General features: G+C 44.6%; 13 protein-coding genes. 9 read left to right on the top strand and 4 right to left on the bottom strand.

Translation table 11 applies throughout. The features are described 5' to 3' along the window. Positions 1–21 precede the first annotated feature (21 nt). The 4 genes from L21SP3_RS02360 to L21SP3_RS02340 form a co-directional block, all read right to left on the bottom strand. A complete protein-coding gene (locus L21SP3_RS02360; protein ID WP_077539160.1) occupies positions 22–1,992 on the bottom strand; it encodes a V-type ATP synthase subunit I in 1,971 nt (656 codons plus the stop codon). A 6-nt stretch (positions 1,993–1,998) separates the two neighbouring features. Further along, the gene (locus tag L21SP3_RS02355) at positions 1,999–2,322 is read right to left on the bottom strand and encodes a hypothetical protein (protein ID WP_077539159.1); all 324 of its coding nucleotides are present in this window, start codon (positions 2,320–2,322) and stop codon (positions 1,999–2,001) included. Positions 2,323–2,361: 39 nt separating this feature from the next. After that, a complete protein-coding gene (locus L21SP3_RS02350) occupies positions 2,362–3,036 on the bottom strand; it encodes a cytidylate kinase-like family protein (RefSeq protein ID WP_077539158.1) in 675 nt (224 codons plus the stop codon). Positions 3,037–3,399: 363 nt separating this feature from the next. After that, positions 3,400–4,035, bottom strand: a complete 636-nt coding sequence (locus L21SP3_RS02340) for a hypothetical protein (protein WP_077539156.1) — start codon at positions 4,033–4,035, stop codon at positions 3,400–3,402. A 190-nt stretch (positions 4,036–4,225) separates the two neighbouring features. On the opposite strand from L21SP3_RS02340, the gene L21SP3_RS02335 reads away from it, so the two are divergent. The 9 genes from L21SP3_RS02335 (at position 4,226) to L21SP3_RS02295 (ending at position 13,048) form a co-directional block, all read left to right on the top strand. Next, a complete protein-coding gene (locus L21SP3_RS02335; protein WP_077539155.1) occupies positions 4,226–4,555 on the top strand; it encodes a transposase in 330 nt (109 codons plus the stop codon). A gap of 46 nt (positions 4,556–4,601) precedes the next feature. Further along, positions 4,602–7,898 (top strand): hypothetical protein, encoded by a 3,297-nt coding sequence (locus L21SP3_RS02330; RefSeq protein ID WP_077539154.1) that lies wholly within the window; start codon positions 4,602–4,604, stop codon positions 7,896–7,898. A 13-nt stretch (positions 7,899–7,911) separates the two neighbouring features. After that, on the top strand, positions 7,912–9,309 hold the full coding sequence (locus tag L21SP3_RS02325) for a hypothetical protein (RefSeq protein WP_077539153.1): 1,398 nt from the start codon (positions 7,912–7,914) through the stop codon (positions 9,307–9,309). Positions 9,310–9,828: 519 nt separating this feature from the next. Next, positions 9,829–10,050: an ATP-binding cassette domain-containing protein gene (locus L21SP3_RS02320; RefSeq protein WP_077539152.1), complete on the top strand. Its 222-nt coding sequence runs from the start codon at positions 9,829–9,831 to the stop codon at positions 10,048–10,050. Between the two features lie 29 nt (positions 10,051–10,079). Beyond that, positions 10,080–10,373, top strand: coding sequence for a hypothetical protein (locus L21SP3_RS02315; RefSeq protein ID WP_077539151.1), 294 nt, complete (start codon positions 10,080–10,082; stop codon positions 10,371–10,373). Between the two features lie 66 nt (positions 10,374–10,439). After that, positions 10,440–10,934, top strand: a complete 495-nt coding sequence (locus L21SP3_RS02310; protein ID WP_077539150.1) for a helix-turn-helix domain-containing protein — start codon at positions 10,440–10,442, stop codon at positions 10,932–10,934. Then, a complete protein-coding gene (locus L21SP3_RS02305; RefSeq protein ID WP_077539149.1) occupies positions 10,931–11,464 on the top strand; it encodes a transposase in 534 nt (177 codons plus the stop codon). The genes L21SP3_RS02310 and L21SP3_RS02305 overlap by 4 nt, the downstream gene beginning before the upstream one ends. After that, positions 11,427–11,795, top strand: a complete 369-nt coding sequence (locus tag L21SP3_RS02300; protein WP_077539148.1) for a LexA family protein — start codon at positions 11,427–11,429, stop codon at positions 11,793–11,795. Before L21SP3_RS02305 ends, L21SP3_RS02300 begins: the two co-directional genes overlap by 38 nt. Beyond that, positions 11,759–13,048, top strand: coding sequence for a Y-family DNA polymerase (locus L21SP3_RS02295; protein ID WP_077539147.1), 1,290 nt, complete (start codon positions 11,759–11,761; stop codon positions 13,046–13,048). Before L21SP3_RS02300 ends, L21SP3_RS02295 begins: the two co-directional genes overlap by 37 nt. Positions 13,049–13,093 lie beyond the last annotated feature (45 nt).

Below are 13,093 nucleotides of genomic sequence, written 5' to 3'. Positions count from 1 at the left end.
CTTAGTAACTATTGCTTAAACTCAATTTTTATATTCTTCGATATGAACGTATCTTGTGTTTCTGCTGAACGGAGAAAATTCCATCCCTCCGCCTGAGAAAAATTTCGGAAAATACTCAACAAACTGAAGCCTGAGCGTATGGACAAATGCCCCGAGCCCGGACTGCAGGAGATTGAAAGTGTGCCCGATAACGAGTATGAGCAGAGTTGCGAGCCATCCGATAAGCGGAGTTTGGCTGGTTGTCTCTGCCATAATATTCACTGCCATCGCAACGCCCGCTGTTGCCATGCCAAGAGCCATAAGCCTAAGATAGCTTAGCAGGTCGCCGAGGTAAAAAATGAGCCCGAAGAGCTCGAACAAGCCGCCTGCTATACGAACTACCCAGCTGCCCTCTCGGACGCTGAATAGGCCTATAACTGCAAGCAGAGCTATTGTAATCCATTTAAGAGCGTCGGCCATTGCAGGGGTGAGAGCATCGGAGAAGCCGCCCATTATTATCAGAGCGTTCAGCAGGAGTATCCAGCAGAGCTTGTTTATCACCGCACTGGCCACATCCCCTTTGCGCAGATAATCCCAGCAGCCCACACCAAGGCCGAACATAAGCTGGATATATCCCATAGCAAGCGAGAGATACAGGAATGTCATCGGCTCTACGAGAGGATCGAACCAAGTCATACTGTCTATCGCACCGCTGAGCCAGCCTACATCGTTTTTCACTGCAAAATCGTATATCAGGGTTCCGAACCAGCCGCCTGTCATCGCACCTGCCACTACTGTGCATACCGAGCATATAGCAAGAGCTTTGAAGAATTTCTTATCACCTTGGAACTTCTTAATAAAGAAAATGCTGGCCAGGATCATAACTATTCCGTAGGCCGCATCGGTAAGGCAGAGCCCGAAAAATACAGCGAAAAACGGGGCCATAAACGCAGTTGGATCTACATCGTTATACTGGGGGCTGCCGTAAAGACCTAATATCGCCTCGAAAGGCCTTGCCCACTTGGAGTTTTCTATCGCCACAGGCACCTGCTCACCCTCTTCAGGCTCAATCTTGGTGTAGCCGGTGCTTTCAAACTTCTCGAGCATTGCATCAAGACAATGCAGCCTGTTTGTCTTTATCCAGCCCTCAAAAAAGCTCACAGAATCAGACCCTGGAGCGTCCGAACGTGCGTACATTGCGTCCGCCTTGTTTCTGAGGTAGTCGTGTAGAATCTGGAAATCTGTATTTTTATCTGCAAGGTCTTCTGCTTTTCGGCGTTCTGCATTTATGCGGTCTGAGATTGTGCTTCTTTTCTGTTCGATATATTCAAGGTTTTCGGCTATTGTGCCTCGATAATCGGTATGAACAAACGCTTCGAATTCAGAAGCTCTCAGGATTTTCTGAACATCGCTTGCATGAGATTTATCCGCCGCTGCAGCAAATCGAACGCATTTCTTATCGCTGCATACAACATCCAGAACAACATCGTAATCCTCGAGCTGCTTCTCAACGGTGCCGAAATTTCTTGGTGGGAGAGTGCCTATGAAAAATTTGACATTTTCAAATTCCTCAAGCTCATTGAGCGGGATGTCAATCTCTTTCCATTTTATCAGATCGTCATATTTGAGCCTTAGTTCGTAGTCTTCCGCCCTCAGCTTGTCTATCTGTTTTCTTGCAGAATTAACTTTTTCTGCTGCCTCGTCAAGCTCGCTGTTTTCAGCAGCCTCCCGATACTGCTTTCTTGATACAGGCACTTTCGGCTGCATAAGAGATGTGGGTGTTTCGCTGAATTCTTCAAGAAAACTTATATCTTTCTGAAGCTCGCTGATCTTCTCCTCAAGCTTCCTCGGCTTTTCAGCTCTGCATGCAAGCTGTTCGTAATTTCTGCATACAGCTGAATCCTTGCTTGAGAGAAGATGAATAAGCCCAGTTTCCTGAAGCTCTGAGAGGAGTCTGTCTGCCTCGCTTTTGTGCGAAGCAATCAGAATTTTTGTCATATCTACAACGGCCATAAGTTTTTACTCCTGCTTATCCGCCATTGAGAGCACTCTGTTTACAAGCATATCCGAAGCTGCCTCCACGCTCGACTGACTCACGTTTTCCAGCTCACTGCACTGGGATTTGGAGTTTTTGTCTATGGCATCTGCTTCAACATACCCCTCGCTGCGGGCATCCTTAACCGCCTTATCAATCTTCTGCTTTCTGGAAGACTCGGCATCGCTGAGCTTTTTCTTTCTTTCAGCCTCCGCCTTTTTCATTTCGCCCTCAGCATCGGCTCTTGCCTTAGCTTCAATCTCTTCAGCCTTCTTTTCTGCATCTTTGATTTTCTTGATGAGCTCCATTGTCTATATCCTCAAATTAAAAGCTTATCCGAAAGCTCATTATATTTTTATCATCCCGCAAAGCTTCATAGCGTAAAATATCTGTTCTGATATCTGCTCTGCCGTAAATTTGCTGTTATCAAACAGCAGATTAAAAGCAGGCCGCCTCGGGCACATCGCCTCGTAAGCCCTGTGCAGATGTATCCTGGACTTTTCCAGTTCTTCAAGCCTTTTTTCTGCATCCTTATCGCTCAGGCCTTCCTGATTGCGGACTCTCAAAACTCGCCAATGCCTCGGAGCCTCTATTCGTACGTGAAGCCCGCCGGCCATATCGCCTGTGGCAGCAGCTCCGCCCTGCCCGACAATCACCGCATTGCCTTTCCCTGCAATATCTCTCACCATAAAGGCAACACGCTTGCGAATCTCGTATCCGTCCGGTATATTTGTCTGCTTGAGATTGCTCAAAAACTCGTTTATTATCCCGGGCTTTGCCAATCTCTGTTTTTCAATGGTATCAAAATCCACGCCTGCCTCTTTTGCAAGCCTCTGGAGAAGGTCCTTGTGGTATATTTCCCACTTAACCGAACATCTCTGCTCAACTAAATCTGCCACCTTTTCAGCCAGCTCAATCCCGCAGCAGCCGTATTCCCGCGAGATTGTCAGAAAAGGGCATTCTTTAACGTTCGAATTCCTCGAACGCTGCTGGGTATAATAGTTTTTAAAACCCGAACGCATAGCTGTTCTCCGCAATATATAACAGCGAACATACACTCAGCCGGGGCTTCGTTACCTTTAGTAACCCTTTTCGCACCGCCCCTGAGTTTGTTCGATTAAATTTATAGAATCATTTTTAAATAATCCCATAATGACGGCATTATAATTGTAAGGCAATCTGAATCTTCTGTCAAAAACAAACTTTAAGGCACATTCTCTTCGGAAACAAAAAGAGCAGGGAAGCATCAGTTTTTGCTTGCTCTGCTCCATTTTGCTGCAGTAAAAATATTTCAGTCGCTGTAAAAGGCTAAGTTCAACTAAGATTTTTAGAGGGGGCAATTCACCCTGCAGTAAGATAACTGGTTAAATTTTGCTTATTTTCTTTTACTCCTCTGTAAACTGGATATTGTCTATCATTCCCATATCATTGCCGGCCTGCCAATATGAATCCTTGCAGTACGACCACGTAAAGGTATGTTCTCCGGGTGTGAATTCGAAGCTGCACGTCTGCCAGCCGGTTTCGCCGGAGAATTTCGCCTGCGGCTCGCCGTCTATTACGAATGCAAGCCCATCGAACCCCTCTTCGCTCGAAACGAGATAATCAAAGCTTATACGCCCGAGGAATCTCGTATCGCGGGTAAGCGTTATGCTTGCGCACTGCGAATCGCCGATCTGTTCGGAGCGAATTGCATAGTCTTCTGCGTGCTGAGTTATCAGCCAGCCTGCATCGCCTCCGGCCTGCCAGCCGCTTGGAAGCTGACCGCTGCTGAAATCCTCATCCGGCTCGAAAGCATCCCTTGCGGGCAAATCCTGCCACCAGCTCTCTCCGAGCATCATCAGATCATATATATCGATATGTCCGTCTTTCGAGAAGTCCACAAGATTCGGCTCGCTCTCGGGGGCAAAGCCGATTTCTCCCCAGTTCCTCGCAACCCATACAAATTCATGCAGGCCAACCTTCGGGCGTTTCTGCCAGCCGAGCATTGGATATCTGCCGGTCTGGCCGTCGAGCGTTGCCATCTTCCAGCTCCCGCCTTCGGAGAAGTCCCAGCCTGCGGCGGTGTATGTAGTCGCCCCTGAAAAAGTTTAAAATTTCCTTAAATTCTTTTCTGATAATGGTTTATATGATTGAAAAGCTTTCGAGATATGGTATAATATTGCAAGTGTTTATCTTACATCTATCAAAACATTGCAATATTGGGACAAAATAATGAAGGCAAAAAACAATAAAGCAGGCTTACTCTTTCAGCAGCCATTAAAACCTCTTGTAAATCCTGATCACTCTTTAGTCCAACTCTCAGAGGTTGTCAACTGGTCTCGCTTTGAAGAAAAGTTTGGCAGTTTATACAGTCCTGATTCAGGCAGGCCGGCCAAGCCGATTCGCCTGATGGTCGGCCTTCAGTATCTCAAGTACACTTTCAATCTCAGCGATGAAGCAATCGTTGCCGGCTGGGTTGAGAATCCTTACTGGCAGTATTTCTGCGGCGAAAGATACTTCCAGCACGAGCCTCCTATTGAGTCGTTCCTGAAAAATCAATGATTTTTCAGGAACGACTAACTAAAATGATAAGAAAGGAATATGAGCCATGAAAAGAGGGAAAATTCTTGCGGTAGTTTTTTTATCAATTCTTGTAATATCTTCTATTGCCAATGCAGAAGTCTTACTTCTAATAAACGGCATTGATGCAGCTAAGGAATTTGCTGAGATAAAAGGCGGTGAAGAAATTATAATCTCCATTGAAGGTGAGAAGGAGAAAGATGTTAATTATTTTGTCACTGCTGAAATGGGCTGTAAGATTGAACCAATTACCAATATTGAGTCAGTGGTGAAAGAACCAAATGACTCCTACCTCTTCAGCTTTGAAGAAGAAGGTACTGCTCTGGGAGTTGCGAATCTGCACGCTGATGACGACCATATTTATGAGCTTGTTCTTTTTTACACGCCTGAAACTGATTTAGTAATTGCCTTTGGCATTGGTTATGATGCCCTGCATTGGATACCCCCTGTTGAAGAGCCCCAGGCTATTGAAGAAGAATTGGAGACAGAGGCTGCCCCTGCTGAACCATCCGTAGAATCACAGCCTTCTGATCCTGAGCCAGGCAACGATGATCTGGGTGAACTTCTGTTGAATGGTCCTCTTGCTCATAGTGTTAGTGCTGCTGATGCTTTCCCCGTAGTTTGCCCGAATACTGTCAACGGATACAATGTGCCAGCAGGATTTACATTTTCTTCCTTTGGCGAAGAAGGTTCTGGCTCTCAGGGCATGATAACTTTGGGTGCAGGACAGATAGAGTTATCCGAAATTACTGCCAGTTGCGTACTGGACCCTAATGAGGTTTATTATGTTTCGAATCCTCCATTACTGATTCATGGTCTGAGCGGAGAAGAAATTGACGTTGTAATTCCCTCCGGTACAACTATCGTTCTTGCAGAAGACTGGGATTACGGAATAGTGATCTATGATGGAGCAAATGTATATTTCGGCGAGCCAGCACCGGATTCGAACAAACCCAATGATATCCAGCCTCCGGGAGATACGAACAATCCTGCAGAACCTGTCTGGGTTGTCGGGGAATCAGGAAATCCGTTCTTCAATAATTATTGCGGCATTCTTGTTGACAGAACTGCGGGAACAAGATGTTTGCTTAACAATCTGTATCTGAGTGGCCACTACTACGGGGTCCTTGCTGACCAGCAGCTTGAGTACCCGATATCGAATATCTATGCCTTGGGTTGTTATAATGGAATCCATAGTCTCGGTTCTAATAAGATTATGAACTCCTATGTGAGCTACTTTGGAGAGTGGTCGGCAGAATGGCAATACTACGGACTGGCCTATTGCTTTATTCCAGAGAGTATGGATAGTAGCATAGCTTTTGTAAAGCCAGACTTTGAGATTTATAATTGCTTAGCTGACGATGGAGATGATGCTTTTACAGTGTATGGGGTTCCTGATGAGCCAAATACTCCAAATTTCTATTCAAGGGATTGCGTGGCCACAAATTGTTACTCCGGGTTCAATGGCTGGGATAGTTATGTTGCGTTCAGTATAATTTGTCCCGGTTTGTATAACAACTACCAGAACAAAAATTTCCCGGAAATGCCTTTTACTGATCCGGTCTATGAGACGAATGATCCGTTTGTTATTGATCCGAACGATTACAGAATATTCCTCGATCCTAATTCGCAGTTTGTTGATAATGGCTCATCTCTCTCCGTATTCCCGGGATGGACGACCAGGATAGATGGTAAACCTGACGAGGGAGTTGGGGATATCTGGCCGCATTATCAAACAACGAGGATGGATATGTATCCCGCCGCCAACCTTAACTGGGATGAGAGCGTGGATATACTGGACCTAGCTGAATTTGCTGACCAATGGCTAAACCCTGATCCTGTTTCTGCTGACTTCGATGACGATGGAATAGCAAACTTTAGTGATTTTGCAGTTTTAGCAGGACAGTGGATGTCTGATGATATGGCTGTTAAGATACTGGACCTTGAGACACAAGTTACTTTAGACCCGAATAATATTTATGGGCACGTAGGCATATATCTTGAAGATGCCCCTCTCTATGGAGGAGTCATATCTATTTATCTGGACAACATTTTGATAGATAACTTGCTGCTTGACTGGGATAATGAGAATAATTGGGTTGGTTTGGAAAGCGATAAGTTCTCAAACGGCTGGCATACAATCAGGATTGTAACTACTGATTTATGGGGTAGCGTAATCAACCATAAGCCCGTCAAGGTATATTTCAACAACCTGCTTTACAAAGTTACAACCAGTGATTACTTCCATCCTACTGAAGATTATAAGTACAGCGGGTTTTATGATGGCGGCAATACCCTAGATGTGCAGGTTACCAACCAGGATGATCAGGTAATCTGGTCAAATACATACAGCGCCCCGCATGTAAACATTATTGTTCCCGGAGCAACTTTTGGCAGCGAACAGTTTTGTGAGATTACTATCACTGAGACAGGTGGTGCTATGATGGCGATGGGTGGTGGAGCTGCAGCAAGTACCCCTACAGTTACATCAAAAGATCTTACAAAGGAGTTCAAACAATCAGACTGGCCCAATGGTGCCAGAATGGTTATTGTTCTACCAAACAAGGATGTATTTAAGGTCAGAAAGCCGGCTATCATTGAGTGTGCCGAAGCTTGTGAGGCAAGAGGTGTAACCTGGCTTGCTTTATACCACAAGAATGTAACTTCGGAAAATCTGACATACCTCTATAACAAGTCTGGTGTAAAATACATCTACTGGTGTGGTCATGCAAACAGTCATGTTGGCAGGAATGAGAGGCTTGAAATTCCTGGTGTGCAAAGAACCAATACTGAGTGCTGGAAACACACTGTAAGGAACTGGTGGCCTGACAAATGGGAAAAAATTGGAGTGTTTTCCTATTTTGATTCTCAGGAGCCGCTACCTGATAATTGGGATAATAGAGGATTTAGCTTATGGAGCCTTGGAATGCATGATTCCTGGAATAAAAAGATAGTCTTTGTTGATGGTTGTTTGAGTGCCAAGTACACAGATATGGCTGCTGCTTACGGTGTATTTTCTCTACAGGGCCAAGGAAGCAAAGATCAAATTTTCATTGGCTGGAAAATAAAAGTACTCGTTTCAAAAAGCATTATGGAAAAGATTGTTGGTGATACAACTGAAGGCATAAGAATGTTCTGGGAGAGAATGGGAGCTGGTGATGATATTTATGACGCCTTTTACTATACTCAAACACATGGTGGCATAGGAATGCGTAGGGCTATGTGGGGTGATAATGGTATGCTTGATATCGGTGCTCCTGATACAGATGATAATATTCTTCTGTACGGAAATGGATTGATTAATCAAATGGAGTTAGATCCTTAAGAGGTACTTAAAAATGAACACATTTATAATAACTAAAAAGTGGTTTTTAGCAGCCATTATATTTTTGATGGCTCTGTTAATTCTGAAGATAATATTGTTTTTGACTGCTAAGCCCAAAATCACAGTTGATTATGTAGCTGAATACAACCGAACGGCTTGCCCGCAGGATTATGACCCCAATGAAAATGCTGCTCCATCTTATCAGAAAGCCTTCGACATGTTCATTGATATGCCTAGCCAGTTTAGATGGCCCTTGAAAAACTGGCCTACAGATCTCAACGAGTCTGACCAGAATACCCTCAGTCAGTGGTTAGCTTCAAACGAGCAAGCATTTGGATATTTTAGAGAAGCCTCCCAAAAGCCCTATTATTGGCTGGAAAGAAGGTCTGAAAGGGACAGTACTGTAGCAGGTATAATGGTTCCTGAATTAGATTTGTTTTGTCAGTTAACCAAAGCATTGCTCTGGGAGGCGAAAACCAAGGCTATCCAAGGTCAATTTCAGCAGGCTTTTGAGGACATCCTCTTCTGTTACAATGCGGGCCAGCATAAATGTCGTTCGAGTCTATTATTAGTAGAACAGCTTAATGGACTCAACATAAAAGAAGAAACTTTTAAAACCACTTTTGTCATTCTAAGCAAATCAAATATTGAAAGCACGGCATTGGAATTTTTCCAGGATGCTTTGCAATCAGAACTTGACAACAATGATTATATACCAGACATACAAACGGAGAAGTACTTTCTCTATGACGCATTACAGCGGACTTTCATTGATAACGGCAAAGGCACTGGGCGTTTGGCTTGGAGAGCTGGCTGGTATGTTAGCCTCTTAGCCGAATTGAATAAATCCGATCTTCAGAGAAAAGGCAATAGTCTTAAACAAAGATTGCATGCTTGTTTTGCAGGACCAACCAGAAATGAGGTTGTTGGGCAAATTGAAAAAGTCTTTGCCCTATCGGCAAAATTAATGGGAAAAACGCCTTGGCAGATTAAAAATGAAGCACATGATTTTTTCAATGAAATAGAAGGCATAAATAAAAACAACTGGTTTCTAAAACTTTTTTGTATAAATCCCCAAAATATCTTTGAATTATATAACAATACAGGAATGCAGGCTGAAGCTTTGGTTACTGTTCTTGCAACTTTACGATACAGGATTGATAAGGGGCAATTCCCTGAAACAATTAATGAACTTGTTTCTTCAAGATATTTGCAAACTGTTCCGAATGATTCTTACAGCAACGGTTCTTTAATTTATAGACTAATGGGGGACGGCTTTAAACTCTACAGTGTTGGAGAAAACTTTAAAGATGATGGTGGAGTAGTTAAGTTAGATATTATTTATTGGCCAGTTCAACAACAAAGAGCAGGTGAAACTTGTCATGGAAAACTCCACCCCCGAAGAAATTGAAAAACAGGCTGAATTGATGAAAGAAGTTATAGAAGAAAAAAAGAAATTGGAAGAAATTGGGCTATAAAATAAGAAGGTATGTTTTGAATTCAGAAATGCTATGAAAAAGTTTGGTTTTTGAAGATTGGTTCAGTTAATCTAAAGGGTCAGTTTGCAAAACTATCCCTTTTCTTTAGAGATTAATATTGATATTAAGAGCCGTATTTTTAAGGATATTCCGAAATATCCAGCTGTCAAATCATGACTCTGTTTTGACACCACAATGAGTAATTTTTATGAACGACGGATGAAATCAACCTTAAATTTTAGCCCAAAAACAAAATTTTGACAATTAGTTTGATATTGGTTGTAATCACAATCGGTAGTTGCACAACTACCACCATGTTCAACTGGCCGGAAGAATTGAAAATAAGAAAAGGTGTCCGGGAAACAGTCCCGATGTATCGGGGTCCCGGACAGCCGTCGAATCCAGCGGTTGGATTTGAAAATCATTGTACAGCAGACTTTTGAGTAATTGTAATGCTGAAAATACAAGACTTAACATTTACATATACCCGGCAGGAGAAACCTGCTTTAAGCAATATCAATCTGGATATTTCACCGGGCAAGCTGGTGCTTTTGACCGGCCCTTCCGGCAGCGGAAAATCTACGCTTGTGCATTGCATCAACGGCCTGGCTCCAATACACTATGGCGGCAGGCTTAATAAAAAAAAACATAATATCCGTGCCATCTGTGGATAATAAATAAATCAAAACCATATCCCCTTCGTGTGTTTTCCGCCTGCGGCGGACAGGCTCAATGTTTAACATCCCCCGTACTACACAGCGAGCTGAAAATCGGGGTTGATATTGTATTTGCATACTTCTATAATATTGCTATGAAGATTAAGGTGGAAGAGATATACAAACCGGATACGAGCAGCAGTCTCGGCAGGCCTCTGTTTATTTCAACAGTACCTGCAGGGTTCCCCTCGCCGGCATCAGACTACGAGGAATCAAAGCTAGTGCCGTTTCCAAAAAATAATTTCAACTTTTTATTTATTCAAGACTTGCGCGATGCATAATTGTGTATTATATAGACAGATACGAAGAAAGAATTCGATGTTGTTTAGCATGGAAAGGGATTTCTTATGTGTCTGTATGCCCGAGACCTCCGGATCAGTGAAGGCGAACACATTCAGCGGATTCTCCGCCGCAGTACCAGCCGGGTCAAAGTCCGACGGGCTCAAGTGGTATTGGCCTCCAATCAGGGCTATAAAGTGCCTGCCATTGCCGATCTGGTGCATTATTCTGAGCACCATGTGCGAGCGATTATCAAAGATTTTAACGACCGGGGTCTTCAGGCTTTGGAACCCAAGCCCCGGCCGGGCCGACCGAATGAATTCACCGAGGACGACAAGGCCTTTATCGCAGAAACGGCCAAGTGTCCGCCGGACCTGTTGGGTTGCCCGTTTAAGCGGTGGTCTCTGGAGAAGCTGCGAGAGTACCTGCTTACCGAAAAGATTATCCCGAAGATCAGCATCGAAACCCTTCGCGGTATTCTGCATGAGAAAAAGGTCAAGCTTCGACGGACCAAAACCTGGAAAGAATGCAACGATCCCAAGCTCAAGTCTAAAAAAAACTGATTCGCCGGTTTGTAAACCAGCCGGCCGCCAACGGCCCCACGATCTCCTACGACGAGTTTGGTCCTTTGGAAATCCGGCCTCAGCCGGGGCAGGTCTGGTGCGAAACCGACCATCCCAAACGCCTGCCGGCCACATATACCCGAACCCATGGCGTGCGGCACTGGCTGGCTTTTTACGATGTGCACAAGAAGAAGCTGTGGGGCTATATGCGGCCCCGAAAGCGGCATCAGGAGTTCCTGGAAGTGCTAAAGCTTTTACGGAAGAAATATCCGCGGGAGCAGCGAATTCATCTGATTTTGGACAACTTCTCGCCGCACCGCAAGGAGAAAGTTCTGCAGTATTGCCGAAAGAACAATATTCACCTGATCTGGACGCCAACCAATGCTTCATGGCTCAATCCGATCGAATGCCAGTTTACTCATGTCAAGGAATTCGTGATTCGCGGAACCGATTATCAAAGTCATCAGGAACTAAAAACTTTCTTGAATAAATATGTCAGATATCGTAACAAACATACTCAACAAAAGTGAAACTTATTTAATAGAAACGGCACTAGATCTGAATAAGCATTTGATCAAGAACCCCCCTGCCACGTTTTTCGTGAGGGTTTCGGGCAGTTCTATGAAGGATTCAGGCATACACAGCGGCGATCTTCTCATCGTTGACAGAAGCCTTGAACCGAAAAGCGGGAATGTGGTAGTGGCGTCGCTTGATTCTGAGCTCACAGTAAAACGGATCAGAATAAGGAAAAACGAGGTAATACTCGAGCCGGACAACGAGGACTACGAATCTCAAACAATAAGCGGGGAGAGGGATTTCGAGGTATGGGGAGTGGTAACCAGCGTAATACACAAGCTTTAGGCAGCTATTTTGCCATTATAGACTGCAACAATTTCTATGTATCCTGCGAGAGGGTATTCAGGCCGGATATGAGAAAAAGGCCTGTGGTTGTGCTGTCAAACAACGACGGCTGCATCGTAGCGCGTTCGAATGAGGCAAAATCGCTGGGCATAGCAATGGGCACGCCCTACTTTAAGGCGAAAAAACTTCTGCGTGAGAACAATGCAGGCGTTTTCTCCTCGAACTACACGCTTTATGCCGATATGTCTGAGAGGGTAATGGAAATCATAGAAATGTTCAGTCCTGAATGCGAGGTCTATTCTATTGATGAGGCGTTTGTGAGTCTTCGCAGGCTGCAGGAACAGCCGGAAGTATGGGCGGGAAAGCTGCGGAAAACTATTCTGAGCTGGACAGGGATTCCTGTTTCCATAGGCATAGCAGAAACAAAAACGCTTGCAAAAATCGCAGGGCGAACAGCGAAAAAATCTTCTGAAGGGGTGTTTATCCTGCCCGAAGAATCTGATAAAAGAAAGCAAATTCTTGAAGGGGTAATGATTGATGATATTTGGGGAGTTGGAAGGCGGCTTGGCCTTAAGCTAAGAAATATCGGGGCGGAAAACGCCCGGCAGCTCAGCAGAATCAAGCCTGAAACCGCACGCAGAAGATTCAGCGTTAATATGGAACGAACCGTGCGTGAGCTTCGCGGGGAGCCGTGCTTTTCGCTTGAGCTTGCCCCGCCTGCAAAGAAGGCAATAACTGTATCGAGGACTTTCGGAAGGCCTGTAAGCAGTTTGAAAGAACTGAAAGAGGCGGTAAGCTTTTATGCGGTAAGGGCGTGCGAAAAGCTAAGAGACCAGCAGAGCCGTGCGGTGGTTTTAACCGTTTTCGCAAATACTAACCGTTTCAGCGGAAATGCATACTTCGGGAAGGAGGTTAGGATTTTGCCGAGCCCAACCTTCGAAACTTCGGAGATAATAAGAGAGGCTGAAATCTGCGCTGAAAAAATATTCAGGCAGGAAAAGAGATTCGTAAAGGCAGGCGTAATACTTTCCGGCCTTATGCCGCTGAACTGCTCTGGGCCCGGGCTCTTCGACACATCCAGCAAAAGGAAGAAAGAAAAATTAATGGAAACGATAGATAAAATCAACCAGATCAATGATGCAGGTATAACATGGGCAGCTGCAGGGATTAAAAAGCCGTGGAAAACTGCCGCAAACCGCAAAAGCCCGAGATACACCACCTGCTGGAAAGAGCTTCCGCAAGCCAAAGCATAGAACCTCAAAGAAGCTTTTTACCTTAAAATTTCGCCCAAAGAGCAA

The sequence above is a fragment of the Sedimentisphaera cyanobacteriorum genome (assembly GCF_001997385.1).
Classification (GTDB): domain Bacteria; phylum Planctomycetota; class Phycisphaerae; order Sedimentisphaerales; family Sedimentisphaeraceae; genus Sedimentisphaera; species Sedimentisphaera cyanobacteriorum.
Note: the sequence above shows the minus strand (reverse complement) of the source record. Positions and strands in the feature narration are given on the sequence as shown.

Coding starts and splice junctions, on each gene's coding strand:
- L21SP3_RS02350 (WP_077539158.1), bottom strand. CDS start 3,036: ATGCGTTCGGGTTTTAAAAACTATTATACCCAGCAGCGTTCGAGGAAT.
- L21SP3_RS02325 (WP_077539153.1), top strand. CDS start 7,912: ATGAACACATTTATAATAACTAAAAAGTGGTTTTTAGCAGCCATTATA.
- L21SP3_RS02295 (WP_077539147.1), top strand. CDS start 11,759: ATGGGGAGTGGTAACCAGCGTAATACACAAGCTTTAGGCAGCTATTTT.
- L21SP3_RS02340 (WP_077539156.1), bottom strand. CDS start 4,035: ATGGCAACGCTCGACGGCCAGACCGGCAGATATCCAATGCTCGGCTGG.
- L21SP3_RS02360 (WP_077539160.1), bottom strand. CDS start 1,992: ATGGCCGTTGTAGATATGACAAAAATTCTGATTGCTTCGCACAAAAGC.
- L21SP3_RS02310 (WP_077539150.1), top strand. CDS start 10,440: ATGTGTCTGTATGCCCGAGACCTCCGGATCAGTGAAGGCGAACACATT.
- L21SP3_RS02300 (WP_077539148.1), top strand. CDS start 11,427: ATGTCAGATATCGTAACAAACATACTCAACAAAAGTGAAACTTATTTA.
- L21SP3_RS02330 (WP_077539154.1), top strand. CDS start 4,602: ATGAAAAGAGGGAAAATTCTTGCGGTAGTTTTTTTATCAATTCTTGTA.
- L21SP3_RS02355 (WP_077539159.1), bottom strand. CDS start 2,322: ATGGAGCTCATCAAGAAAATCAAAGATGCAGAAAAGAAGGCTGAAGAG.
- L21SP3_RS02335 (WP_077539155.1), top strand. CDS start 4,226: ATGAAGGCAAAAAACAATAAAGCAGGCTTACTCTTTCAGCAGCCATTA.
- L21SP3_RS02320 (WP_077539152.1), top strand. CDS start 9,829: ATGCTGAAAATACAAGACTTAACATTTACATATACCCGGCAGGAGAAA.